The sequence below is a fragment of the Spongiactinospora sp. TRM90649 genome (genome assembly GCF_029382225.1).
In the GTDB taxonomy this organism is placed as follows: Bacteria; Actinomycetota; Actinomycetes; order Streptosporangiales; family Streptosporangiaceae; genus Spongiactinospora.
The window spans coordinates 158,340-182,354 of record NZ_JARLTC010000012.1; the positions used below are offsets into that span (position 1 = coordinate 158,340).

The following is a 24,015-nucleotide window of genomic DNA, read 5'->3' on the forward strand; positions in this document are numbered from 1 at the left end:
CAAGCGGCCTGGACGGCTAGGCATAGTGGTCGGCCACGCGACCGTCGTGGCTGGGGATCACCTCGCAGTCCAGGCTCGCGATGTACTCGAAGGTCTCGTAGCACTCGAAGAGGTTGGTGTGGATGGTCGGCGGCACACTGTCGCGCCAGTCCCGGTCGTCCCAGTTCTCGTAGACCCCGAGCGCGTCGCCCGCGATGAGGTAACGCCCGCTCCCGGCCTCCACCAGCACGCCCTGCGAACCGGGCGTGTGGCCGGGCAGCGGGACGACGGTGACGCCGGGGCAGACCCGGTGCTCACCGGTCACCGTCTCGATGCGGTCCCACGCGGCCATCCAGGGGGCCTGCAGGCCGGGCAGCTTCTCGTAGGCCCTGCGGTGCACGGGCAGCGGATCGATCGCGTACTCCAACTCCCGCTTGTTCACCAGCACCCGCGCGTTGCGGAACATCGCGTTGTTGGAGCAGTGGTCCCAGTGCAGGTGGGTGTTGATCACGGTGTCGAAGTCGGCGGGGTCGTAGCCGTGCTCGCGCAGCACGATCGACGGCTCGGCCTCGTCGTCCCTGGCGAAGTCGTACGGGTGGTGACGGCGCACGTAGTCGGGCGAGAGCGTGCCGGAGTCCACCAGGATCAGCCGGTCCCCCGCCTCGACCACGAACATGAACATGATGATGTCCGAGGTCTCGCCGTGCGGGCGTCCGTAGACGGCGGCCTCCAGCGGGACATTCCTGGACGCGCCAACCCGTAGCGGCCTGATGGTCGGCGTCATACGCCCACCACGTCCAGCTCGGCCGCCAGCGTGCGCAGGTCGTCGAGCGTCCGGCCGGGCAGGCTGACCCCCTCGGCCAGGTTCCGCGCGGCGGTGCGCTCCTCGACCTCGCCGGGGTAGAGCACCTCCCCGGCCCCTTCGGCGGACGGCACGGCCTTCAGCTCCGCCACCAGTTCCGCCATCCGGGCGGTGAACTCCTTGACCCGCATGAACGCGGCGATCTCCAGGGCGATGTAGAGGTGCCCGGACCCGCTGCGCCGCTCCGCCTGGTACGGCCCGGCGACGGCGGTGCCGAAGCCGCTGCCGGTCAGGACGCCCGACAGGACGTCCATCATCACCGAGATGGCGTAGCCCTTGTGCGCGGCCATCGGCAGGATCGTCCCGGCGATGGCCTCGACCGGGTCGCGGGTGGGGCGGCCCTCGGCGGTGATGGCCCAGCCGTCGGGGATCTCGGCACCCTGGTTGCGGGCGAGGTAGATCTTGCCGCGCGCCACGGCGGTGTTGGAGATGTCCAGCACCATCTGCCGCTCGTCGCCGATCGGCACCGCGATCGACCAGGGGTTGCTGCCGACGGCCTTGACGCGACCGCCCCACGGCGCCATGGCGGGGCTGGAGTTGGTGGTCAGGATGCCGATGCATCCGGCGGGTGGGGCCATCCTGGTGAAGTGCGCGGCCATCCCGAAGTGGTTGGAGTTCCGTACGGCGACGGCTCCGATCCCGTGCCGGGCAGCCCGCGCGGTCGCCTCACGGGCGGCGTGGGCGGCGAGGACCTGGCCGACGCCGTCGTGACCGTCGATGGTCGCGACGGCACCGCCGTCGATGACGGTCTCTGGGGCGGTCCGGGGGGTCATCACGCCGGAGCGCAGCCGGTTGACGTACCACCCGAGGCGCAGCAGGCCGTGCGACTGGTGGCCCCACAGGTCGGCCTGGACGAGGCAGTCGGCGACCAGCCGCGCGTCCGCGTCGGGGAGGCCGGAGGCGACGAGGATCCGCGTCGCGGTCTCCACCAGCCGATCGGCCGCGATGGGCGGCGTGTCTCCGGTCGATGCGAGATGGCCGAGGTCGCCAGGGGCGTTGTGGGTCATCGTTCGCCGTCCAGGGGGCGGGCGGGCTCCAGCAGGACCAAGCGCTCTTCGGTCATCTCGCGGATCGCGTATCGGGGGCCCTCGACGCCGTAGCCGCTGTCCTTGACGCCGCCGTACGGCATCAGGTCGGCGCGGGTGCTCGACGTGGCGTTGATCACGACGCCGCCCACCCGCAGCCGCCGGGCCGCCTCCAGCGCCTTGTTCAGGTCGCGCGTGAAGACACCCGCTTGCAGCCCGTACGGCGTGTCGTTCACGACCCGCAGCGCCTCGTCGAAGTCCTTGAACGGGATCACCGACACCACCGGCGCGAAGATCTCCTCGCACACCACCCGCGCGGCCGGCGGCACGTCCGTCAGGATGGTCGGCGACATCGCCGCCCCGGACCGGATTCCGCCGAGGACGAGCCGGGCGCCCTGGCCGACGGCCTCGCCGACCCATTCCTCGGCCCGCCGCGCCGCCGCCTCGCTGATCATCGGCCCGATGTCCGTCTTCTCGTCCTCCGGATCCCCCACCACCAGCGCGGACGCGGAGGTCACCAGATGCCCGAGGAACTCGTCGTAGACGTCGGCGTGCACGTAGATCCGCTGCACGGAGGTGCAGACCTGCCCCGCCTTGCGGAAGGCACCCCGGCCGCACTGCTCGGCCGCGTCCCGCACGTTCGCGTCGGCGCACACGATCGTGCCCGACACGTTGCCGCACTCCATCGTCGCGCGGCGCATCCCCAGCCGCGACGAGATGGCCTTCCCGGTGGCGGTGCTGCCGGTGAAGGTGAAGAAGTCCACCCGTTCGTCCGCGACGAGGGCGGTGCCGACCGGGTCGCCGGGGCCGAGGACGAGGCCGATCAGGCCCGGCGGCAGGCCCGCCTCAAGGAGCATCGAGCTGAGCGTCGCGGCGGCGATCGGGGTGAACGGCGACGGCTTGACCACGACCGCGTTCCCGGCCGCGAGCGCGGGGCCGACCTTGTGCGCGACGGTGTTCAGCGGCGAGTTGAACGGCGTGATCGCCCCGACGACGCCCACCGGCCGCCGCAGGGTGAACGCCATCCGGTGTTCGAACCCGGGGGCGGCCTCGATGGGCACGATCTCACCGGTGATCCGCTTGGCCTCCTCCGCCGAGATCTGCATGGTCTGCACGGCGCGGTCGGTGTCGCCCAGGCAGTCCTTGAGCGTCAGGCCGGACTCCCTGCACACCTCAAGCGCGAGCCGTTCCCGGTCGCGCGCGATCGCGTCGGCCACCTTCCGCAGGATCTCGAACCGCTCGTACGGCTGCAGCGGGGACTCGCTCGCCGCCCGCGCGGCGGTCACGGCGGCGGTGACGACGTCCGGGGTGGCGTCGTGCGCGACGGCGAGGACCTCGCCGGTGAACTTGTGCAGCACCTGGCGCTCCGCGCCGTCGTGGTGCCACTCACCGTTGATCAGATTTCCGATGCTGCTGCCGATGTTGGGGACAGAGGTCACTGTGCCCTTCCTTCCGGTTCATTGGGCGTACTCCGCACGGGCGTGCCGTCCGCCCAGCGGGTGCACCGCTCGTAGGCCCGTCCGACCTGGAGGGCGCGCGCGTCCTCGTGGCGCGCGGTCACGATCTGCAGGCCCACCGGCAGGCCGTCGCCGGTGACGCCGCAGGGGACGCTCAGCGCGGGCTGCCTGGTCATGTTGAACGGGTAGGTGTAGGGGGTCCACGAGGCCCACAACGGCGACGGCCAGCCTTCGGGGCAGTCACGGCCCGCCGCGAAGGGCGGAATGGGGGTGGTCGGCGTCACCAGGGCGTCGTAGCGCTCGTGGAAGCGGGCCATGCGGATGCCGAGGTCGGTGCACACGGCCAGGGCGTCCAGGTATTCCGACGCCGTCGTGGCGCGGCCCCGCTCGCGGAACTCGCGCAGGCCGGGGTCGGCCAGCGAATGGTCGGCGCCGGGGTGGCGATCGAAGATCTTGGCGACTCCGGCGCACCAGATGGTCTGGAACGCCGCGACGGGGTCGGTGAAGCCGGGATCGGCCTCCTCGACCCTGGCGCCGAGGTCGCGCAGGACCTCCACCGCCGTGTCCACGACCGATTCGACGGCGGGGTCGTTGCGGCCGTAGCCGAGGTCGCGGGAGTAGGCGATGGTCATGCCCGCGACGCCGTCGCCGATCGAGCCGGTGAACGAGCGCGTGGGGGCGGGGTGGGCCGTCGGGTCGCGCGGGTCGGGGCGGGCGATCACGTCCAGCAGCCCGGCGACGTCCGCCACGCTCCTGGCCATCGGGCCGCGGTGGGACAGCGGGCCGTTGCTGCCCGCCGGGTACATCGGGATGAGGCCGCCGGTCGGCTTGAAGCCGACGGTCCCGGTGAACGCCGCGGGGACGCGCACCGAGCCGCCGCCGTCCGTGCCGACCGACCAGGCGCACATCCCGGCCGCGACCGCGACGGCCGAGCCGCCGCTGGATCCGCCTGGCGTGAGCGACGGGTCCCACGGGTTCCTGGTGACGCCGAACCCGGCGGAGTCGGTGACGCCCTTCCAGCCGAACTCCGGCGTGGTGGTCTTGCCGATCAGGACGGCGCCGCCCTCCCGCAGCCGCGCCACGCTGGGCGAGTCCTCCAGCCACGGCCCTGCGCCGTCCACCAGGCGGCTGCCGCGCAGGGTCGGCCAGCCCCGGGTGAGCAGCAGGTCCTTGACCGTCACCGGCACGCCGTCGGCGGGCCCGCGTTGCGCGCCGGAACGCCACCGCGCCTCCGAGGCGGTGGCGGCCTGCAGCGCGCCTTCGGGATCGACCAGCACGAACGCGTTCAGCTCGGCGTCGCGCGCCGCGATGACGCCGAGCGCGGCCCTGGTGACCTCGACCGGTGAGAAGTCGCCCCGGCGGTAGCCGCGGGCCAGCTCGGCCGCGCCGAGCCGGGTCAGCTCTGCCATTGGACCTGGGAGGTGTCCAGTTCGAGTTCGGTGAGCGCGGCCACCTCTTCGGCGGTGAACCCGGGGGCGATGTACTCCAGCGCGAACCGCGTGCCGTCCCAGCGCAGCACGCCGAGGTCGGTGACGACGATGTTCACGCAGGCCAGGCCGGTCAGCGGGAAGTCGCAGTCCTTGACCAGCTTGGGCCGGCCCGCCGAGTCGCAGTGCGTCATCAGGACCATGACCGTGGTGTCGCCCGCGACCAGGTCCATCGCGCCGCCGATGCCGCCGCCGATCATGTCGGGGGTGCTCCAGTTGGCCAGGTTGGCCTGGCCGTCCACCTGGAAGCCGCCGAGCGCGACGAAGCCGACCCGGCCGCCCCTGACCATCTCGAAGGAGGTGACGCTTTCGAAGAACGACGCGCCGGGCCGCAGGTGGACGTACTGGCCTCCCGCGTTGTAGACCTCGGGGTCGTAGTCCTCGCGGGTCGCTATCATGCCGTAGCCGAGGACGCCGTTCTCCGAGTGGAGCACGATGTCGCGGCCCTCGACATAGTTGGAGATCAGCGTCGGGATGCCCAGACCGAGGTTCATGTAGCTGCCGTCCGGGACGAGCCCGGCGGCCAGTTCGGCCATCTGGCGGCGGGTCAGCGCGGGCTTGCCGTGGTAGGTGCGGGCGCTGTCCGCGCCGCGCCCGGCGCGCGGGGCGGGGAAGTCGTGCGGGACCTCGACCGTGCGGCGCACGACCCGGTCCACGAACACGCCGGGGACGCCGATGGCCTCGGGGTCGAGCGTGCCGTCCACGATCTCGTCCACTTCGGCGACGGTGACCTTGGCGCCCTTGGCGAAGGCGGGCATGAAGTTGCGGCCGACGCCGGTGAACTGCAGGTTGCCGAAGCGGTCGGCGCGCGCGGCGCGGATCAGCGCGTAGTCGACCTTGAGCCCGTATTCCAGGATGTGGTCGACACCGTCGATGGTGCGCACCTCCTTGCCCTCGGCGATGGCGGTGCCGACGCCGGTGCGGGTGAAGAAGGCGCCGATGCCCGCGCCGCCGGCGCGCAGCCGTTCGACGAGGGTGCCCTGGGGCACCAGCTCGACGGTGATCTCACCGGCCTCGATCTGCTGCTCGGCCGCGGACTTCGCCTCGCCCGCGCGGGCGGAGAACGACACGATCAGGCGGTTGACCTGGTGGTTCTCAATGAGCGTGTTGGATCGGTAGTCGCCGGTGCCGAGGGAGTTGGCGACGATGCAGAGCCGTCTCGCGCCCTGCTCACGCAGCGCGACGGTGAGGCTGGTCGGGAAGCTGTGCGTCATGCCGAACCCGGCGATCGACACGCTGGAGCCGTCGGGGACGTCGGCGACGGCCGCCGCCGGCGAGTCGTAGATCTTGTTGATTGTCATCAGACCTCTCCTAAGAGGCGCTCACCGGGCGGAAACGGGGGATGGCGCTGCCCGCGCCGGTGTCTTCGAAGATCACTTCGACGGTGTCGCCGATGGCGACCCGCTCGACGTCGCAGTCCACGATGTTGGTCATCATCCGGGGGCCCTCGTCGAGTTCCACGTAGGCCAGGACATAGGGGGTGACGTCCTTCCAGTCACCGCCGGCGCGGCGCACGACGGTGCAGGAGTAGATCACGCCGCGTCCGCTCAGCGGCTCCCAGGCGGTGTTCTGGCTGTGGCAGAACGGGCAGATCGGGCGTGGATACCAGATGAACGAGCTGCAATCCGCGCAGCGGCGGCCGAGCAGGCGGCCCTCGGCCGTCGCGGCCCAGAACTCCGCGGTGTCGGGGTTGACCACCGGCAGCGGCACCGGGAGAACCGCCTCGGAACGTACCTCGCTCATGCGTCCTCCCTGCCGAGGATCATCGTGGCGGCGCGCATCCGGGTGCCCAGGTCGCCGCCGTTGCCGTGGACGAGCGCGAGTTCGCAGTCGTCGAGTTGCACGCCCGGGTTCGCCTCGCCGCGAAGCTGCCGGACCGCTTCAATGATCTTGGTGATGCCGCCCCGGTGGCCGGGGTGGTTGTTGGACAGGCCGCCGCCGTCGGTGTTGAACGGGAGCCTGCCGTGCGGGGCGACCAGCGCGCCGTCGCTGACGAAGTTCCCGCCCTGGCCCTTCTCGCAGAACCCGAGATCCTCCAGGATCTCCAAGACCGTGATGGTGAAGCTGTCGTAGACCGAGACGTAGTCGATGTCCCGCTGGGTGACGCCGGCCTCCTCGAAGGCGCGGGGGCCGGACCACACGGCGGCGGTGTAGGTGAGGTCGATCCGGCCGCCGTTGACGAGCTTGCCGGACTCGCCCTGGCCCAGGATCTTGACCGACCTGCGGCCCAGGTCCCTCGCGACCTCCGGGGCGGCCACGATGACGGCCCCGCCGCCGTCGGTGACCACGCAGCAGTCACCCCGGCGCAGCGGGTCCGCGATCATCGGGGACGCGATCACGTCCTCGACGGTGAGCACCTTGCGCAGGAACGCGTTGGGGTTGTGCGAGGCGTGGATGGTCGCGGCGACCTTGATCTCGGCGAGCTGCTCGCTCGTCGTGCCGTACTCGTACATGTGCCGCTTGGCCGACAGCGCGTACGAGCTGACCAGCCCGGTCACGCCGAACATCCGGCCCTCGAAGCTCTCCTCCGGCGGCACCGGCCCGCCCCCGCCGGGCTGGATGCCCGTGCGCGGCTTGCCCGCCAGCGCCACCAGCGCCACCTTGCACTTGCCCGCGGCGATGGCCGCCGCGGCGTGGGAGACGTGGTAGATCGGCGAGGCCCCGCCGCTCTCCGTCGAGTCCATGTAGGTGAGGTTCCGCAGGCCGAGGTAGTCGGCCATGGATATCCAGCCGCCGCCGTAGCCTGGGGCGTCGTGGCCGCAGAAGAAGCCGTCCACGTCGTCGAGCGTCAGACCGGCGTCCGCGACGGCGCCGAGCGCCACCTCCGCGTGGATCTGCGCGAGCGACTTGTCGGGGAGTTCGCGTCCGGGATGCTCGTAGGCTCCGACGATCAGGGGCTTTCCCCGGGTGTTCATCTCATTCCTCTCAACATGGCGTTGTCCCGGCCGAGCGAGGGCGCCGGGGCCGGGTCCGGTGGCTCGTATCCGCGCAGGCGCAGCGGGAAGCCCTTTCTGCGTGGCACGCCGGGCAGGAACACCCGGCGGCGCTCGAAGTGCGGGTCGGCCGCCCGCGTGTCCGCCGACAGCACGGGCGCGCAGGTCACCCCGGCCTCGGTGAGTTCGCGCAGGCAGTCCTCCGGAGTGCGCGCGCGGGTCCAGCCGGTGATCGCCTCGTCGATCTCCCGCCGGTGCTCGTGCCACACCTCGGCCGTCTCGTGCTCGTACCCGGCCGCGCCGACGAGCCTCGCCAGCGCGGCGCGTTCCGCGCCGGTCCGGCAGACGATCGCGATCCACCGGTCGTCGCCCGCGCAGCGGTAGACGTCGTGCGGGGCGCTGCCGGGACGGCGGTTGCCGCTGGGGGCCGCGACCGTCCCCGTCTCCAGGTACTGCGCGACGCGGTCGGCGAGCGTCCAGCTCACCAGCTCGCGCTGGGAGACGTCGAGGTGGACGCCGCGAACGCCCAGGTTCAGGCAGTAGACCACCAGCGCGGCGCCGAACAGCGAGACGATCTGGTCGGGGTAGTTGAGGTCGGCGGACGACCAGACGGGGTCGCCGTCGTCGTAGCCGGTCACCGAGGCCAGGCCGGACAGCAGGTCGAGGGTGGAACCGTAGGAGCGGCTGTGCGCCTCCGGCCCGGACTGGCCCTGGCTGGACAGCGACAGGTAGACCAGGCCGGGGTTGATCTCGCGCAGCGTGGCGTGGTCGATGCCGAGGCGTTCGGTGACCCCGACGGTGAAGTTCTCGATCAGCACGTCGGCGCGTGCGACGAGCCGCCGCATCACCTTCAGGTCGTCCGGCGACTTCAGGTCAAGAGTGACGCCGAGCTTGCCGGCGTTGTTCGACTCGAACAGCGGCGACTCCTCCAGGGCGTCGCCGGAGCCGTCGGCGGACGGCCACAGCCGGAACGGGTCGGGACGGTTCGCCGCCTCGACCTTGATGACCGTCGCGCCGTAGTCCGCCAGCAGCCGGCCGGTGGCCGCGCCCGCGGTGATCGTGCCCAGGTCGAGCACGGTCACCCCGGCCAGCGGGGCCTCCTTACCGAGCCCGGCCCGCCGTCGGGACGCCCCCTCGGACGCCGGGGGCGCGTCGCCGAGCCGCGGCGGCGGGCCGCAGCGCCAGCCGAGTCCCTCTGCGGGCACGACCGGGGCGACGTGCCCGCCGTCCGGCGTGATGAACCCGCGCGCCCGGTACTGCGGCTCCGACACCAGGTCCGCGACGTCGGCGAAGTGGCCGAACGGCAGGCCCGCCCGCTGCGCCCGCTGGTAGATCTCCCGCATGGGCAGCCCGGCCGCCCACCGCTCGACCACCGGCCACCACTGACCGGCGAGGTCGATCCGGCCGCGATCCTCGCGCAGCCGCGGGTCGGCCAGCTCCGGATCGCCGACCAGCGCGGCGAACGTCTCCCACTGCGCGGGCTGGAACACCACGCCGATCCAGCCGTCGGCCGCCCGCAGGATCCGCCAGATCCCGGCGCTCGCGCCGCTACGCCTGGGCAGGTCGCCGGTGTGCGCGTAGGTGACGTCGCTCTTCCAGTCGATGTACGCGGCGACGTCGCAGAGCGCGACGTCCACGACGTCGCCGCCGGGACGGCGCAGCGCGAGCATCGCCCCGAAGAAGGCGACGAACGCGGCGGCGTGCGCGGTCTGCTCGCCGCCCAGGCTGAGCGGCGAGCGGGCGGGCTCGCCGACCATCGTGGCCAGCCCGCCGACGCACTCGGCCAGGAAGCTGTCGCCGAACCGGTCGGAGCGGGGGTCGCCCAGGCCGTACGGGGTGAGGCTCACCACGATCAGGCCGGGGAACTCCGCGCGCAGCCGTTCGGCGGACAACCCGGCGGCTTCGGCGGCGCCGGGGCCGAGGTCGGTGATCAGGATGTCGGCTCCGGCCAGCAGGCCGGCCGTCCGGGCGCGGCCGTCCGCGCCGGTGAGGTCGAGGGTCACGCTGCGCTTGTCGGCGTTGAGCGCGGCGAACGTGAAGCCCAGGCCGTCCGCGCCTACGGGCTCCTGCGTCCGCGTCGGATCGCCGCCGGGCGGCTCGCACTTGGTGACGGTGTGGCCGAACCCGGCGAACAACCGGCCGCAGACCTGCCCGGCGACGCCGCCGGAGATCTCGACCACCCGCAGGACCGGGTCCGGCGCGACGGCGTGCGGGGTCGGCTCACGGTCCGTCATCCCCGCCCGTCCTCGTCGGGACGGCCGACCGCGCGTCTGTGCGTCGCGTGCGGGTCGTCGAGCACGTCCGTGCGCGCCTGGATCTGCACGCGGACGCTCTCGCCGTACTGCAACGCGGTGGTCCAGTCGGAGATGTGCATCGGGATCTCGCGCAGCGCCCGCTTGGCCCACGCCAGGGTGACGGCGTTGTGCCGGGCGATGCGGCCGGCCAGGTCGAGCGCGGCGGTGTCCAGTCGGCCTGCGGGCACCGCCAGGTTCACCAGGCCCCACTCCGCCGCCGTGCTGCCGTTCACCGGCTCGGCCGTCAGCACCATCCAGGCGGCCCGCTTGGGGCCGAGCCGGAGCTGCGTCGAGGGACCGGCCAGGCCGGGGTAGAGCCCGAAGCCGACCTCGGGCATGCCGATCGGCGCGTCCTCGGCGGCGATGGCGAGGTCGCTGGAGTTGATCAGGGTGAGCCCGCCGCCGAGCGCGAAGCCGTTCACCGCCGCGATCACGATCGCCGGGTGGTTGCGGATCCGCTCCTGCACCGTCAGCCAGCTCGTGCGGCGGCCTTCGGCCTCGTAGTCGGCGTCGGGGTGCTCCTCGGCGGCCTCCTTGAGGTCCACTCCCGCGCAGAAGGCGGGACCGGCGCCGGTGAGCACGATGACCTTGGCGGTGCCGTGGCAGGCGTCGAGCGCGTCGAGCAGGGCCGAGCGCGCGGCCCGGCTCATCGCGTTGCGCTTGGCGGGACGGTTGAGCGTGATGCGCGCGACGCCTCCGCCGATGTCCTCGCACAGCACGAGCCGTTCGGTCGCGGTCGTCTCGCTCATCGGGCGGTGACCTTCCTTTCCATGGAGGGCTGGACGGCGAAGCGCACCACGTGCCTGCCGGTGGCGTCCGGCCCGAAGACCGCGCGCACGGGCTGGTCCGGTTCCGGCTCCGGCCCGTCCTGGGAGCCGACGAGCGCGCCGACCATGAACGGACCCTCGGTGAGCTTGATGTAGGCCACCCGGTAGGGGACCTCGTCGGCGAAGGCGGGGAAGTACTTCTGGTGCATCGTGATCCAGGACCAGAGGGTGCCGGTCCCGCTCACGGCCTGCCAGACGCAGGCCCGCGAAAGGCATCGGGGGCAGACGGGGGCCTCGGGGAACCGGTGGGTTCCGCACTCGCCGCAGGTCTGCAGCCGGAGTTCTCCGGCGGCGCAGCCGTCCCAGAATGGTTGGTTATCAGCAGTGATGTCGGGCAACAGCCTGGCGTAGGCCGCCACGTTCATCGGCCACTCCTGCTAATCGATCGTGAAGATGTGCGAGGTGACGATCGGCGACGCGCACATGTACTGGACGGTCCGGCAGCCCTCGACCTGGCGGGCGCCGCCCTCGCCGCGCAGCTGCCGCACGGCTTCGACGTGCAGCGCGAAGCCCTGCATGTAGCTCTCGCTGGTGTGTCCGCCGGAGGTGTTCAGCGGGCGTGATCCGTCGATGTCGACGGCGCCGTCGGCGACCCACTCCCAGGAGCTTCCTCGCGGCGCGTGGCCGAAGCCTTCGAGGGTGAAAAGAATGGTGGGCAGGAAATTGTCGTAAACCTGCATGCAGTCGATCTGGCCGGGCCCGATGCCGGTCTCCCGGTAGAGCCTTTCGCCGACCGCCTCGCACGTCGAGAAATAGAAGTCGGGGCTGGTGTAGTGATTGCGCAGTTCGCCCATGCCCGCGGTTCCCGCGACGCGTACCGGCGTCTTGCGCATCGATCTGGCACGGTCGATCGAGGTGACGATGAAGGCGACCGCGCCGTCGTTGATGATGCAGTAGTCGAGTTTCCGCAGCGGTTCCGCGATGAACCGCGCGGCGAGGTATTCGTCCCGGTCGATCTCCCGTTGGAAGACCGCGTTGGGGTTGCGCGCGCCGTTGCGGCGGTTGTTGATGGCGAGGGGGGCGAGGGCGTCGTCCGGTACGCCGTAGAGCTTGCGGTAGCGCTGGTACATCAACGAGACGTAGGCGCCCGTCGAGGTCATTCCGTACATCGTGTCGTAGGCGGAGGTCGGCCCGCCGTCCTCGCCGCCGTACTTCAACCCGACGGACCTGCCGACGGTGGCGTATACGCAGGCCACGACGTCGGCCAGGCCGCTCTGGACGATGGCGCAGGCCTCCTGGAGGGCCACGCCGCTCATCCGGCCGGTGCCCTCCAGGTCATGGACGAACCGGGGGTTCGTGAGCCCGAGGACGTCGCCCATGCGGCCGTACTTGAGGTTCGTGCACAACAGACCGTCGATCTCGTGTTTGTCGATGCCGCAGTCGTCCAACGCCTCGCGGAAAGCGTCCGCGGCCAGGCCGTACGGATCTCGCGAGGCGTCTCTTTCCGCGTAGAGCTTGTGAAAGTTGGACGAGCCGACACCCACGATTGCGACGTCTTTCGCGATCATCTGATGCCTCCGAGGAGACCCCCGCCTTCAGGCAGGGGAGAAAACGGACTACCGCTTCGCGGGGCAGGACGGACAAATCCACCGAATCGAACAACCGTGCGACTCGTGGCCGGTCGCGCGATACGATGCCAGGCGTGGCGCAGGTCGTGAGGCGGGCCTATAGGTACCGCTTCCACCCGACCCCCGGGCAAGCCTCCGAGCTTGCCCGGACGTTCGGCTGCGTCCGCCTGGTCTACAACAAGGCCCTGGAAGAACGGACCCGCGCCCACCGGGTGGACGGCCGCCGGGTCTCCTACGCGGAGTCCTCGGCCATGCTCACCAGGTGGAAACGCGGCGGCGAGTTCGGGTTCCTGTCCGAGGTGTCCTGCGTGCCGTTGCAGCAGGCGCTGCGGCACCTGCAGGCGGCGTTCGCGAACTTCTTCGCCAAGCGGGCCGGGTACCCGGCGTTCAAGTCCCGCAAGAAGTCGCGGGCATCGGCGGAGTACACCCGCTCGGCGTTCCGCCGGCGCGACGGGCGGCTGACGCTGGCGAAGATGGACGCTCCGCTGGACGTCCGCTGGTCGCGTCCGCTGCCGGAGGGGGCCGAGCCGTCCACGGTGACCGTCTCCCGTGATGCGGCCGGACGCTGGTTCGTCTCCCTGCTGGTCGAAGAGGAGATCGCCCCGCTGCCGCCGGTGGAGGCGGCGGTGGGCGTGGACGTGGGGATCACCGCCCTGGCCACGCTGTCCACCGGGGAGAAGATCCCCAACCCCCGCCACGAACGCCGTGACCGCCGCAGGCTGGCCAAAGCCCAGCGGGCTCTGGCCCGCAAGGAGAAAGGCTCGAACAACCGGGCCAAGGCCAGGCTCAAGGTCGCGAAGGTGTACGCCCGGATCGCCGATCGCAGCCGGGATCATCTGCACAAGGTCACCACACGGCTTGTTCGCGAGAACCAAGTGATCGCCGTGGAAGACCTGGCCGTCCGCGACATGGTCAAGAACCGCTCGCTCGCCCGCGCTGTCGCCGACGCGTCCTGGCGGCAGATGCGGGGCATGCTGGAGTACAAGGCGGCCTGGTACGGGCGCACCCTGGTGGTGGTGGACCGCTGGTTCCCCTCCTCCAAACTGTGCTCGGCGTGCGGGGCCCTGCGGGAGAGGATGCCGCTGGACGTCCGGGAGTGGATGTGCGCCTGCGGCGCCGTCCATGATCGGGATGTGAACGCGGCCCGTAACGTGCTCGCCGCCGGGCCGGCGGAGAGTGGAAACGCCTGTGGAGCCGGCGTAAGACCTCAAGAGGAGACCTCCTCGGCGGGCGGTCGGTGGTGAAGCAGGAATCCCCTCCCTTCAGGAAGGGGAGAAGTCAACAGCATCAAGCCTTACTGTCGGCGGCCGTCACATGGACGGCCGCTGCTGTTTCTCAAGAAGCTGCACCGCTTCCAGGGCGGCCTTCGCGGCGGCGCGCACGTGGCGGTGCGCCGCCTCGGCCGCGCGCTCGGGCGAGCGGGCCGCGATCGCGTCGGCGAGATCGCGATATTCCCGCGCCGATTCCTCGTGGCGGCCGGGAATGGTCACCGAGAGGCTGCGCAGCGCGTGGATGCGGGTGTGCAGAGGGGAGAGCATGGAGGCCAGCAGGGAGTTGCGCGCCCCGGCGATGAGCAGTTCGTCGAACTCGTATATGGCCTTCAGTCGCTCGTCGCCGGTGGGTCTCGGCTGGACCTTCTCCACCAGGGCGGCGACCTCCTCGTCGGTCGCCCGGAGCACGAACAACTCGGCGGCGGCGGGTTCGAGCGCGTCGCGCACCTCGTAGATCTCGCGCACCTCGGCGATGCCGAGCACGGCGACCCGTACGCCCCGGCTGGGCGACGCCTCGACCAGGCCGAGGGTCTGGAGAAGCCGCATGGCCTCGCGGACCGAAGCCCGGCTCACCCCGGTGAGCTCCACCAGCTCACGCTCGGTGAGTTGCCGCCCCGGCGGCAGCAGACCATCGGCGATCGCCCTGCTGATCCGCCGGACGACCATCTCCGGCACCGATTCGGTAGGGCGTTCGATGGCCAGGTCGAGCTTCCGGTCCATCTCATCTCCTCTGAGTTTGTCTGACGTATGTAATCATACGTCTGCTGTTAAGAGGTCGTCAACGGCGGGTCGCGGCGGCGGTGAGATCCCCCAGCGGAGCGCCGGCCAGCAGCGGACCGCTGGTCTGCAGGTGACAGGCGACCTCCCCGCCGCCCTCCACGGCGGTGCGCTCGGGCATCCGTTCCGCGCAGACGTCCATGGCGAACCTGCACCGCGTCCTGAAGGGACACCCGGACGGCGGGCGCGCCGGATCCGGCACCTCGCCCTCCAGCACGATCCGCTCCCCCCTGCGCCGATGCGGGCTGGGATCGGGGATCGCGGACAGCAGCGCCTGCGTGTACGGGTGCGCCGGATGGTTGTAGACGCGCTCGGCCGGCCCGCTCTCCACGATCCCCCCGAGGTACATCACCGCGACCCGGTGGGAGATGTGCCGGACGATCGCCAGGTCGTGCGCGATGAACAGGTAGGCGAGGTCGAACTCCTCGCGCAGCCGTTCAAGGAGGTTGATGACCTGGTTCTGGGTGGACACGTCCAGCGCCGACACGGCCTCGTCGCAGACGATGAAGTCCGGGTTCAGCGCGATGGCCCTGGCGATCGCGATCCGCTGCCGCTGGCCGCCGGAGAACTCGTAGGGATACCGGTCCGCGTAGCTCGCCCGCAGCCCGACCAGCTCGATCAGGTCGAGCGCGCGGGCCCGCGCCTCGCGCGCGGACAACCGGTCGTGCACCAGCAGCGGCTCGGAGACGCTCGCCGCGACGGTCGCCGACGGATCCAGCGAGGAGTAGGGATCCTGGAAGACCATCTGCATGCGCCTGCGAGCCTTGCGCAGCGCGCGCCCTTCGAGCCGCAGCAGGTCGTGACCGGCCACGGAGATCGCGCCCGAGGCCACCGGGACGAGCCGGAGCACCGCCCGGCCCGTGGTGGACTTGCCGGAACCCGACTCCCCGACCAGGCCGAGCGTCTCCCCCGCCGCGATGCCGAAGCTGACGTTCTTGACCGCCTCGACGGTCCGCGTCTTCTTGAACATCGCCTTCTTGCGGAAGACGACGTTGACGTCGCGGACGTCCACGAGCGGTCCGCCGGGAGAGAGATCCGCGCTCATCGCACACCCGCCAGGGTCAGGTCGCCGCAGCGACGGCAGCGGCAGGCGCGGCCGTCGTCCAGCGGGCGCAGGGTGATCGCGTCGCTCCGGCACTCCTCGCGCGCGTGCCCGCACCGGGGACTGAACCGGCACCCCGCCGGCATGTCCCACGGATCGGGGGTGCGTCCGGGAATGGTGGGGAGGTCCTGACCCTTCACCCCCTGCTGCGGCATCGCCGCGAGCAGTCCCTCGGTGTAGGGATGGCGGGGCCGGATGTAGAGGTCGCGGGCGACCGCGGTCTCGACGACCTCGCCCGCGTACATCACCACGACCTTGTCGGCCAGCTCCGCCACCACCCCGAGGTCGTGGGTGACGAACAGGATGCCGCAGCCGGTCTCGTCGCGCAGCCGCATGAGCAGCTCGACGATCTGGGCCTGCACGGTGACGTCCAGCGCGGTGGTCGGCTCGTCCGCGATGAGCAGCCGCGGCTCGCAGATCAGCGCCATGGCGATCATCGCGCGCTGCCGCATCCCGCCGGAGAACTCGTGCGGGTAGTCGCGCACCCGGCTCCCGGCGTTGGGGATGCCGACGAGGTCGAGCATCTCCGCGGCCCTGGCCAGCGCCGCCCGCTTCTTCCCGCCCCGGTGCCGCCGGTACGCCTCGGCGATCTGGTCGCCGATGGTGAACGCCGGGTTGAGGCTGGTCATCGGCTCCTGGAAGATCATCGAGATCTCGTTGCCCCGGATGTCGCGCAGCTCGCGCACCGGCAGCTCGGTCAGGTCCCTGCCGCCGTACCAGATGTGGCCGCCGGCCTTGCGGCTGTGCGCGCGCGGGACCAGCCCGAGCACGGACAGGCTGGTGACGGTCTTGCCCGAGCCGGACTCCCCGACGAGGACGACGATCTGGTTCTTCTGGATGTCGAAGGAGACGCCGTTGAGCACGTTCGTCCAGCCGCGTTCGGTGGCGAAGTCGATCCGCAGGTCCTCGATGCCGAGCAGGGGGGATCCGGAGGATTCGGTCACCCTTTCACCTTTCTGGTCTCACGGCCGAAGGAGTCGCGCAGGCCGTCGCCGACGAGGTTGAAGGAGAGCGTCGCGAGCGCGATCGCGATGCCGGGATAGACGGCCAGCGACGGGGTTCCCCGGATCTCGGTGAACGCCTGGCCCAGCATGCTCCCCCAGCTCGCGGTGGGCGGCAGCGCGCCGAGCCCGAGCAGGCTGATCGTGACCTCGGCCAGTAGCGCGGACGCGAGCAGGAACGAGATCTGGATCAGCAGCGGCGGCAGCACGTTCGGCAGGATGCGCCGCCACAGGATCGTGGTGCGCGGGGTGCCGATGCTGATCGACGCCTCGATGTAGACCTCCTGCCGGATCACCAGCGTCGCGCCCCGGATGACCCGGAAGAGCCGCGAGGAGTAGACGACGCCTAGCGAGATCATGGCGGTGGTCACCCCCGGCCCGACCGCCGCGATGATGGCGATGGTGAGCACCAGGGCGGGGAAGGTCATCAGGATGTCGGCCATCCGGTTCAGGGTCCAGTCCACGCTGCGGCCGGCGTAACCGGCCAGCACGCCGAGCGGCAGGCCGATCAGCGTGGCGATCGCGACGGCCAGGCAGGACGCGGCCAGCGACACCTGCCCGCCGTACAGCAGGCGGCTGAACGTGTCGCGCCCGAGGGTGTCGGTGCCGAGCCAGTGCTCGGCCGTCGGGCCGGACAGCCGGTCGGCGATGTTGATCTGCTCGGGCGAGTACGGGGCCAGCAGCGGCGCGCCCATGGTGAGCACCACGATGAGGAACAGCAGCGCTCCCCCGGCCACGGCGAGCTTGTTGCCCCAGAACCTGCGGGCGAGACGGCCCAGCCGGGAGGCGCGCCTGGCCCGCCCGTCCTGTTCCCCGGGCATTGTCACCGGGCTCGCCGTCATGAGTACGGGTTCGGCGGACTCCAGTCCGTTGTTCTGTGTCATGAGGCTTTGATCTTCGGGTTGAAGTAGCCGTAGGAGACGTCCACGGTCAGGTTGACGAGCATGATCAGAATGGCGGTGATCAGCAGAATCCCCTGCACCATCGGGAAGTCGCGGGAGAACACCGAGAAATAGGTGAGCTTGCCGACGCCGGGCAGCGCGAAGAGCTGCTCCATCACCACCGTGGCGCCGATCAGCCGGTTGGCCTCCACGCCGAAGGCCGTGACGACCGGTACCGCCGCGTTCTTCAGCACGTGTTTGACCAGCAGGCGCACCGGGCGCAGGCCCTTGGCCTCGGCGGTGCGCACGTAGTCCTCGGTCAGGACCCCGGTCACCGAGGCGCGCGTCTGCCTGGCGACCACCGCCACCGGCACGATGGCCAGGGCGAACGCCGGGATGATCAGATGCGCGAGCCAGTCGCCCGGGCTCTCGGTGAAGGACACGTAGCCGATGGCGGGCAGGACCCGCAGGTCGATGGCGAAGATCAGGACCAGCATCATCCCGACCCAGAAGTAGGGCAGGGACATGAACAGGCTGGCGATGACGGTCGCGATCCGGTCGATCCAGCTTCCCGGGCGCAGCGCCGCGGCCAGGCCGAGCGCCAGGCCGAGGACCGCCGCGATCAGCAGGGTCAGCACCACGAGGGACAGCGTCACCGGGAACCCGTCGACGATCGCGGACCAGACGCTCTGCCCGGTCACGAACGAGGTGCCCAGATCGCCGCCGATCGCGCCGGTGAGCCAGGTCCAGTACTGCACGATGAACGGCTCGTTCAGCCCCAGCCTCTCGCGCACCATCTCGATCTTTTCGGGCGTCGGATTGCTCCCGGCCAGGGCGACCTCCGGGCCGCCGGGGACCAGGACGATCAGGCTGTAGATCAGGAAGCTGACCACGAGCAGCAGCGGGGCCATGGCCAGCAGCCGGATGCCGAGCAGACGAAGCACGTGAGTTCTCCGTTCGTTTCCAGGTGGGTTCCGGACGGCCGCGACGCCGCCGGGAACCCACCTGGAAAACCATTACTTCTTGATTGCCACCCCGCGGAACTGTCGCGATCCGTCGACGTAGACCTCAAGGCCCATTACTTTGTCGTTCATCGCCAGAGGCGTGTTGAGATGGCACAACGTGACCGGCGGCGCGGCGTCGGCGAACGTCTCCTGGAACAGCTTCTTGTAGATGGCCGAGCGCTCTTCCCGCGTCTGCGCGGCCTTGGCCTGGGTGTCCAGCTCGACGACCTTGGCGTTCGAGTAGCCGCCCGGGTTGCTGAAGCCGTTGCTCAGGTAATAGGACGCGATCTGGATGCTCGGGTCGGCGTCTGCCTTCTGCTGCACCATCACGGCGTCGGCGGTCTTGTTCACGGAGAAGTTCTCCATGAGCTTCGGCAGCTCGACCGGCTGGATCTTCATCTTGATGCCGACCTGCTGGAGGTTCGCCTGGATCAGCTCCGCGACGCTCGTGTAGGCGTCGAGATTGTCGGTCTCCAGGGTGAACTCGAAGCCGTCGGGCACGCCCGCGGCCTTCAGCAGTTCCTTCGCCTTCGCCGGGTCGTACGCGTACTTGTCGGCGGTGAGGTTCGGATCGGACGCGTAGTAGGAGGTGGGGAACATCTGGATGCCCGGCTGGCAGAAGCCGCCCTGCAGCTCGTTGATCGACTCGCGGTCGATCGCGTAGTTCATCGCCTCCCGGGCGGCCTTCTTGTCGAACGGGGCGTGGGACGCGTTGAGCGCGATGGTGAAGCTGGCCAGGCTGGGCTTCTGGCAGATCACCAGACCCGCGTCCTTGGCCGGCGCGTACATCGCCGAGCGCAGGAACGTGACGTCGGCCTGGCCGGTGATGACCGCGTTCAGCCGGGCGTTGTCACTGCTGGAGATCAGGAAGACCATCTTGGCGACGTTCAGCGCCTCGGGGTCCCAGTAGCCGTCGACCGCCGTGTACTCCACCTTGGTGGCCGGTTCGTACCCGGTCACCTTGAACGCGCCCGACCCGCCGGTGGGCATGTTCGCCTGTCCGGGATCGTCGAACACGGCCGGGCTCATCATCATGCCCGCCGAGCTGGCGAGGATGCTGATCAGCGGTGCGGCGCCGTGACCGGTGCCGATCTTGACGGTCTGCGGCCCGACGACTTCCACCTCGCGCACGTCGGACAGCGCCTGCTCGTTGAACGTGCCCTTGGCACGGTGCCGGTCGATGTTCGCCTTGACCGACTTGGCGTCGAACGGGGTTCCGTCGTGGTACTTCCAGTCCTTGATGAGTTCCAGGGTCAGCGACTTGCCCCCGTCGCCGATCTTCCACTCCTTGGCCAGCATCGGCTGGGGGTCGCCACTGGCATCGAGTCGCGTCAGGGTGTCGTACACCGGAAAGAGGTACATCCAGCTATTGCTGGTGGTCACCTTGTCCGGATCGAAACTGGTGTTGGCGACGCTGTACATCCAGGTGAAGGTCGCGTTCTCATCGATCGCGCCCTTCTCGGCCGGGGGACAGGCCACGGTCTGTTCCAGCTTTCCCGCCGCGGCGGTGCTGGATTCGGAGTTCGGTTCGCCGCGTTCGCCGGTAGCGCTGGAGCAGGCGGTCGAGAGAGCCAGTAATGCCGCGGCCACCGCGACAATCGGTTTCGTCCTCATCTGGAGAGGCCTCCAGGGTAGATCTGAGATGCCGGGGTCGCTGGGGAGAGCACCCCTTGGTCGAGTCGTGATGTTCGCTCCGCGGCGTCTACCCGTCGGGCGTGCAGGGTCGCTGCCGAATCCCGTTAGTGGGGCCTGCGGAGCGGACCGCCTATAGGTCGGATCCGCGTTTGTCTGACAAATGAAATCATACGAACTTCCGTCCGTAAAGGCCTGACTTCGACTCGTCGAACCCCCGGCGACGGCGGCGTAACATCGCCCGTTATGACACTTCCGCTCCCTCACCAGGGAGAACCGACTCACATCAGAACCGCCGCACTACAGGACGCCTCCGCACTGGCCGCGGTCCAGGCCGCGAGCTGGCGGGCCGCCTTCCGCGGGCTGCTCTCCGAGGCGTACCTGGACGGCCTCGACCACGAGGCGATGACGAAGACCTGGGAGGAAGTGCTGGCCGACGCGGTCCCCCCGCGCGCCGGCACGCTGGCCGCCGAACAAGCCGGCCGGCTCGTCGGATACGCGCGCTTCCACCCCACCGACGACGATGACGACGATCCCGAGCGAGTGGGCATGATCGGCGCGCTCTACACGGTCCCCGAGGTGTGGGGCACCGGCGTGGGCCGGTCTCTGATCATCGCCGCCACCGGCGCGCTGCGATCGGCCGGATTCGCCGAGGCGTCCCTGTGGGTCATCGCGCCCAACACCCGCGCGCGCGCCTTCTACGACCGCGGCGGCTGGCGGCACGACGGCAGCGAGGTCTTCGATCCCGACGAGCCCGGACAGATCAGCAAACTGCGCTACCGCCGAAGCCTGACCGGCTGACCCTCAGGGCCGGGCGGCGAGGTCGTCGGTGGCGTAGCGCAGGGCGGCGTCGACGGCCACCACGCCCTCGACGCCGCGGACCGCCTCCAGCACCTCGTTGACCTGGGAGCGGCGGGCGAGCCGTCCGGTGAGGGTCACCACGCCGTCCACCAGGTCGATTTCCACGTCGTCCGACGCCACGCCCGAGCGGCGCAGCATCTCCTCCACGTCACCGCGCACCTCCTCGGGCGGGCGGGAGAAGACCTTCAGCAGGTCGCGCTGGTGGATCGTGCCGACCAGCACCCCCGTGTCCGCGTCCACCACGGGGAGCTGCTTGATCCGGCGCTCCAGCATCACCCGCGCCGCCTCGCGGACCGTGGTGTGGGCGGTGACGGTGACCGGCGGGGTGGTCATCAGCTCCCCCGCCGTGCCGCCCCGGACCGCGGTGATCGGCGTGCCCGGATGTTCGTACGGATCGGCCTCGCGGACCAGCAGGTCGTGCTCGGAGACCACCCCCACCGGCCGCCGCGCGGCGTCCACGACCGTGAGGGTGCCCACGTCGTACTGCCGGATCACCGCGATGAGGCCGGTGAAGGGCGTGTCCGGCAGGACCGCCACGGCGAACCGGCTCATCATGGCCTCGACCTTGGTCCACACGACTGCCTCCTCAGGCTCGCGCGCCCGCGTTCTCCCGTTCGCGCTCGGCTGTGACAGGGACGCGGGGGACGACGGCGACCGGGCAGGGGGCGTGGCGGAGCACCGAGCGCGGCAGCGAGCCGAGGCGGGCGGCCCGGTGCCCCGCGCCGACGACCAGCAGGCTCGCGGTGCCGGCGGCGGTCTGGACGGCGTCGAGCGGAGTGGAGGCCGCGAAGCGAATCTCGGTCCGCACCGTGGGATGCGCCGACCGCCAGGGTTCCAGGCGCTCGGTCATGGCCCGCTCACCGGAGCCGATCAGCGTCTCGAAGTCCGGGACGGGGGCCATCGCCGGACCCCAGGCCATCACGGGCGGCATCTGGGCGTGCACCACCACCAGGCCGATCCTGCGCAGCTCCGCCTCGCGGAAGGCGAAGGCGATGCTCTCGTCGTGCGGCCGGTCGCCGAGGGCCAGCACCACGGGGCCGGGGTGCTCGGCCACCGGCAGCGGGCCGGGGCCCCGGACCACCACGACCGGGCAGTGCGCGCGCTGGGACACCTCGTCGGCGACCGAGCCGAGCAGCGTGGACGCGAGCCGGCCGAGCCCACGCGAGCCGACGACCACCAGGTCGGCCCCGGCGGACAGGTCGATCAGTTGCGCGGCGGCGGGTCCTTCGCGCAGCTCGGTGCGCACCTCGCCGATCGCGCTGGAGGCACGCGCGCAGTCGGCTCCGTGATAGAGCACGTGTTCGGCGGCCTTGCGCAGGTGAGCCTTGGCCTCGTCGGCGGCCTCGCCGTACGGCCAGCGCCACGCGTGCGCGACCGTCAACGGCGTCTGCCGCAGTTCGGCCTCGTCCATGGCCCAGTCCAGCGCCTGCATCGAGAAGTCGGAGCCGTCGTATCCGACGACCACTCCCAGGGACTTCGTCATGGCCCATCACCTCACCTACATACTCCTGCCAGGTGAAATACCCAGGTCAGGGCCGAAAGTCCTGATCGGCTACGACCTTCGCCAGGAACCGGCGACCTGCCGCGTGAGCATGTCGGCGAACCGGTCAGGCCGCTCGAACAGCGAACGGTGCCCGGCGCCGGGGATGACGACGTGCTCCTTGGCGGGCGCCCGCAGCGCCGCGTACCACTCCCGCGTCAGCCGCAGCCGGGCCGGGACCTCGGCGTCGCCGTCGATCAGGTGAACGGGGACGGCGAGGCTCGGGACGCGGGCCCGCAGGTCGATGTCGCGCGCCCGCGGATAGTAGATGTCGAAGGCGTCGAGGAACCCGGCGAACAGGTGGGCCTTGTCCAGAAGTGAGTACTCCGGCGCCCGCATGCTCTCATCCAGGCCGCCCTGGGTCCTGGCCCCCGCCCCGGCCGCGTAGACCTTGCCCTCGGCGAGCAGCATCGGCTCGTAGTCGTGGACACTGCCGTACGGCGGCGGCCCCGCGGCCGTCAGCGCGGCGGCGAGCGCGGTGTCGCGGTGGCCGCGCGCCCAGGCGAGCGTGTCCGCGTACTGCGCCCGGTCGGCCTCGCCGGTGTGGACGGCCTGGCCGACGCCGACGTAGGCGCGGAACAGGTCGGGACGGCGCTGCGCGGCCAGCACCGCGGGCAGCGTGCCACCGGAGTGCGCGAGCAGGTAGATCCGCCCGCCGCCGAACCTGTCCCTGAGCCGACCGGCGACGGCGAGGACGTCGCCGGCCTCGCTCTCCGGGGTCCAGGTGGCGGTGGGCTCGATCGCGGAGAGGGAGGCGCCGCCACCGCGCCGGTCGAGGGTGGCGACCACGAAGTGACTCTCCAGCGCCGACAGGTGGTTCCGTACCGCGCCGCGTTCGGCCGCGCCGGGCGCGCCCGGGACGAACAGCAGGACGGGCTTGGCGGTGTCGGCGCCACGGATCATCAGCCCGAGCCGGTGCGAACCGCTATCGACGGTCGTCAGTTCCGCCACGGCGCGCGGTCCCGCGACGGGGGCGGTGGTCGCGGGCATCGCGACGCCGGCCGCCGTCCCGGCGACGACCGCCGCGAGCACGCCGATCACGACCCGGCCGAGAATCCGGCCGGCCCGGGCCGCCCCTGAGGCCCGGGACGCCGGACGGGCGAGGCCCGCGCCGTACGCCGCGCCGACGAGCATGGGGAGCGGGCCGAGCAGCGCGTGCACGCCCCGCCCGGAGACGAACGCCAGCACGCCGAACAACCCGCCGTGCGGCGCGTCGACGCTCGGCCCCACCGCCCGGATCCGCAGCACCTCGAAGACCACGGCGAACAGGGTCGGCGTCGCCGCCATGGCCCACCGCGACCTGGTGAGATACCCGGCTACGACACCGACGGCGAGCCCGGCGCCGATGGCGACGAGCGCGCCGGCCGGGGTCAGCGGACCGCGTGGTGTGGTCAGCGCCGCGATCGCACCCCACGCCACGGGCGCGAGGACGGCGAGCAGGATTCGTCGGGTCATCGTCGCTCCCCCATCTGTAGCGCCTGCTACATGCACGAGAATGTAGCAGATGCTGCATC

Annotated in this window: 22 protein-coding genes; 2 read left to right on the forward strand and 20 right to left on the reverse strand. The window is 71.0% G+C overall.

Going from position 1 to position 24,015, the window contains the following annotated elements:
• Positions 1 to 16 precede the first annotated feature (16 nt).
• The 11 genes from P3X83_RS17060 to P3X83_RS17110 are packed head-to-tail and all read right to left on the reverse strand — an operon-like array spanning position 17 to position 12,372.
• The gene (locus P3X83_RS17060; protein WP_277306074.1) at positions 17 to 763 is read right to left on the reverse strand and encodes an N-acyl homoserine lactonase family protein; all 747 of its coding nucleotides are present in this window, start codon (positions 761 to 763) and stop codon (positions 17 to 19) included.
• A complete protein-coding gene (locus P3X83_RS17065) occupies positions 760 to 1,848 on the reverse strand; it encodes an Ldh family oxidoreductase (protein ID WP_277306075.1) in 1,089 nt (362 codons plus the stop codon). Before P3X83_RS17065 ends, P3X83_RS17060 begins: the two co-directional genes overlap by 4 nt.
• Positions 1,845 to 3,305 carry an aldehyde dehydrogenase family protein gene (locus tag P3X83_RS17070; RefSeq protein ID WP_277306076.1) on the reverse strand — a complete coding sequence of 487 codons (1,461 nt, stop codon included), beginning with the start codon at positions 3,303 to 3,305 and terminating at the stop codon, positions 1,845 to 1,847. The genes P3X83_RS17065 and P3X83_RS17070 overlap by 4 nt, the downstream gene beginning before the upstream one ends.
• The gene (locus P3X83_RS17075) at positions 3,302 to 4,732 is read right to left on the reverse strand and encodes an amidase (RefSeq protein ID WP_277306077.1); all 1,431 of its coding nucleotides are present in this window, start codon (positions 4,730 to 4,732) and stop codon (positions 3,302 to 3,304) included. The genes P3X83_RS17070 and P3X83_RS17075 overlap by 4 nt, the downstream gene beginning before the upstream one ends.
• Positions 4,720 to 6,111: a 3-oxoacid CoA-transferase subunit A gene (locus P3X83_RS17080; protein ID WP_277306078.1), complete on the reverse strand. Its 1,392-nt coding sequence runs from the start codon at positions 6,109 to 6,111 to the stop codon at positions 4,720 to 4,722. The genes P3X83_RS17075 and P3X83_RS17080 overlap by 13 nt, the downstream gene beginning before the upstream one ends.
• Positions 6,112 to 6,121: 10 nt before the next feature.
• Entirely contained in the window at positions 6,122 to 6,553 is a 432-nt protein-coding gene (locus tag P3X83_RS17085; RefSeq protein WP_277306079.1) for a Zn-ribbon domain-containing OB-fold protein, read from the reverse strand.
• Positions 6,550 to 7,725 carry a thiolase domain-containing protein gene (locus P3X83_RS17090; RefSeq protein ID WP_277306080.1) on the reverse strand — a complete coding sequence of 392 codons (1,176 nt, stop codon included), beginning with the start codon at positions 7,723 to 7,725 and terminating at the stop codon, positions 6,550 to 6,552. The genes P3X83_RS17085 and P3X83_RS17090 overlap by 4 nt, the downstream gene beginning before the upstream one ends.
• The gene (locus tag P3X83_RS17095) at positions 7,722 to 9,977 is read right to left on the reverse strand and encodes a CoA transferase (RefSeq protein WP_277306081.1); all 2,256 of its coding nucleotides are present in this window, start codon (positions 9,975 to 9,977) and stop codon (positions 7,722 to 7,724) included. Before P3X83_RS17095 ends, P3X83_RS17090 begins: the two co-directional genes overlap by 4 nt.
• On the reverse strand, positions 9,974 to 10,786 hold the full coding sequence (locus tag P3X83_RS17100) for an enoyl-CoA hydratase/isomerase family protein (RefSeq protein ID WP_277306082.1): 813 nt from the start codon (positions 10,784 to 10,786) through the stop codon (positions 9,974 to 9,976). Before P3X83_RS17100 ends, P3X83_RS17095 begins: the two co-directional genes overlap by 4 nt.
• Entirely contained in the window at positions 10,783 to 11,229 is a 447-nt protein-coding gene (locus tag P3X83_RS17105; protein ID WP_277306083.1) for an OB-fold domain-containing protein, read from the reverse strand. Before P3X83_RS17105 ends, P3X83_RS17100 begins: the two co-directional genes overlap by 4 nt.
• Before the next feature lie 12 nt (positions 11,230 to 11,241).
• Positions 11,242 to 12,372 (reverse strand): thiolase family protein, encoded by a 1,131-nt coding sequence (locus tag P3X83_RS17110; protein WP_277306084.1) that lies wholly within the window; start codon positions 12,370 to 12,372, stop codon positions 11,242 to 11,244.
• A 134-nt stretch (positions 12,373 to 12,506) separates the two neighbouring features.
• On the opposite strand from P3X83_RS17110, the gene P3X83_RS17115 reads away from it, so the two are divergent.
• Positions 12,507 to 13,676, forward strand: coding sequence for an RNA-guided endonuclease TnpB family protein (locus P3X83_RS17115; RefSeq protein ID WP_277306085.1), 1,170 nt, complete (start codon positions 12,507 to 12,509; stop codon positions 13,674 to 13,676).
• A 66-nt stretch (positions 13,677 to 13,742) separates the two neighbouring features.
• Here P3X83_RS17115 and P3X83_RS17120 read toward each other — a convergent pair whose 3' ends face one another.
• The 6 genes from P3X83_RS17120 to P3X83_RS17145 form a co-directional block, all read right to left on the reverse strand.
• On the reverse strand, positions 13,743 to 14,423 hold the full coding sequence (locus P3X83_RS17120) for a GntR family transcriptional regulator (protein WP_277306086.1): 681 nt from the start codon (positions 14,421 to 14,423) through the stop codon (positions 13,743 to 13,745).
• A gap of 58 nt (positions 14,424 to 14,481) precedes the next feature.
• Positions 14,482 to 15,525, reverse strand: a complete 1,044-nt coding sequence (locus P3X83_RS17125; protein ID WP_277306087.1) for an ABC transporter ATP-binding protein — start codon at positions 15,523 to 15,525, stop codon at positions 14,482 to 14,484.
• Positions 15,522 to 16,526 (reverse strand): ABC transporter ATP-binding protein, encoded by a 1,005-nt coding sequence (locus tag P3X83_RS17130; RefSeq protein WP_277306088.1) that lies wholly within the window; start codon positions 16,524 to 16,526, stop codon positions 15,522 to 15,524. Before P3X83_RS17130 ends, P3X83_RS17125 begins: the two co-directional genes overlap by 4 nt.
• On the reverse strand, positions 16,523 to 17,467 hold the full coding sequence (locus P3X83_RS17135) for an ABC transporter permease (RefSeq protein WP_277306089.1): 945 nt from the start codon (positions 17,465 to 17,467) through the stop codon (positions 16,523 to 16,525). Before P3X83_RS17135 ends, P3X83_RS17130 begins: the two co-directional genes overlap by 4 nt.
• Entirely contained in the window at positions 17,464 to 18,408 is a 945-nt protein-coding gene (locus P3X83_RS17140; RefSeq protein WP_277306090.1) for an ABC transporter permease, read from the reverse strand. Before P3X83_RS17140 ends, P3X83_RS17135 begins: the two co-directional genes overlap by 4 nt.
• A gap of 72 nt (positions 18,409 to 18,480) precedes the next feature.
• Entirely contained in the window at positions 18,481 to 20,082 is a 1,602-nt protein-coding gene (locus P3X83_RS17145; protein WP_277306091.1) for an ABC transporter substrate-binding protein, read from the reverse strand.
• Between the two features lie 264 nt (positions 20,083 to 20,346).
• On the opposite strand from P3X83_RS17145, the gene P3X83_RS17150 reads away from it, so the two are divergent.
• The gene (locus P3X83_RS17150; protein WP_277306092.1) at positions 20,347 to 20,901 is read left to right on the forward strand and encodes a GNAT family N-acetyltransferase; all 555 of its coding nucleotides are present in this window, start codon (positions 20,347 to 20,349) and stop codon (positions 20,899 to 20,901) included.
• Positions 20,902 to 20,904: 3 nt separating this feature from the next.
• On the opposite strand, the gene P3X83_RS17155 is transcribed toward P3X83_RS17150, so the two are convergent.
• From P3X83_RS17155 to P3X83_RS17165, 3 genes are all read right to left on the reverse strand, one after another.
• Positions 20,905 to 21,537 (reverse strand): CBS domain-containing protein, encoded by a 633-nt coding sequence (locus tag P3X83_RS17155; RefSeq protein ID WP_277306093.1) that lies wholly within the window; start codon positions 21,535 to 21,537, stop codon positions 20,905 to 20,907.
• A 10-nt stretch (positions 21,538 to 21,547) separates the two neighbouring features.
• A complete protein-coding gene (locus P3X83_RS17160; protein WP_277306094.1) occupies positions 21,548 to 22,444 on the reverse strand; it encodes a universal stress protein in 897 nt (298 codons plus the stop codon).
• A 69-nt stretch (positions 22,445 to 22,513) separates the two neighbouring features.
• A complete protein-coding gene (locus P3X83_RS17165; RefSeq protein WP_277306095.1) occupies positions 22,514 to 23,956 on the reverse strand; it encodes an alpha/beta hydrolase in 1,443 nt (480 codons plus the stop codon).
• Positions 23,957 to 24,015: the final 59 nt, after the last annotated feature.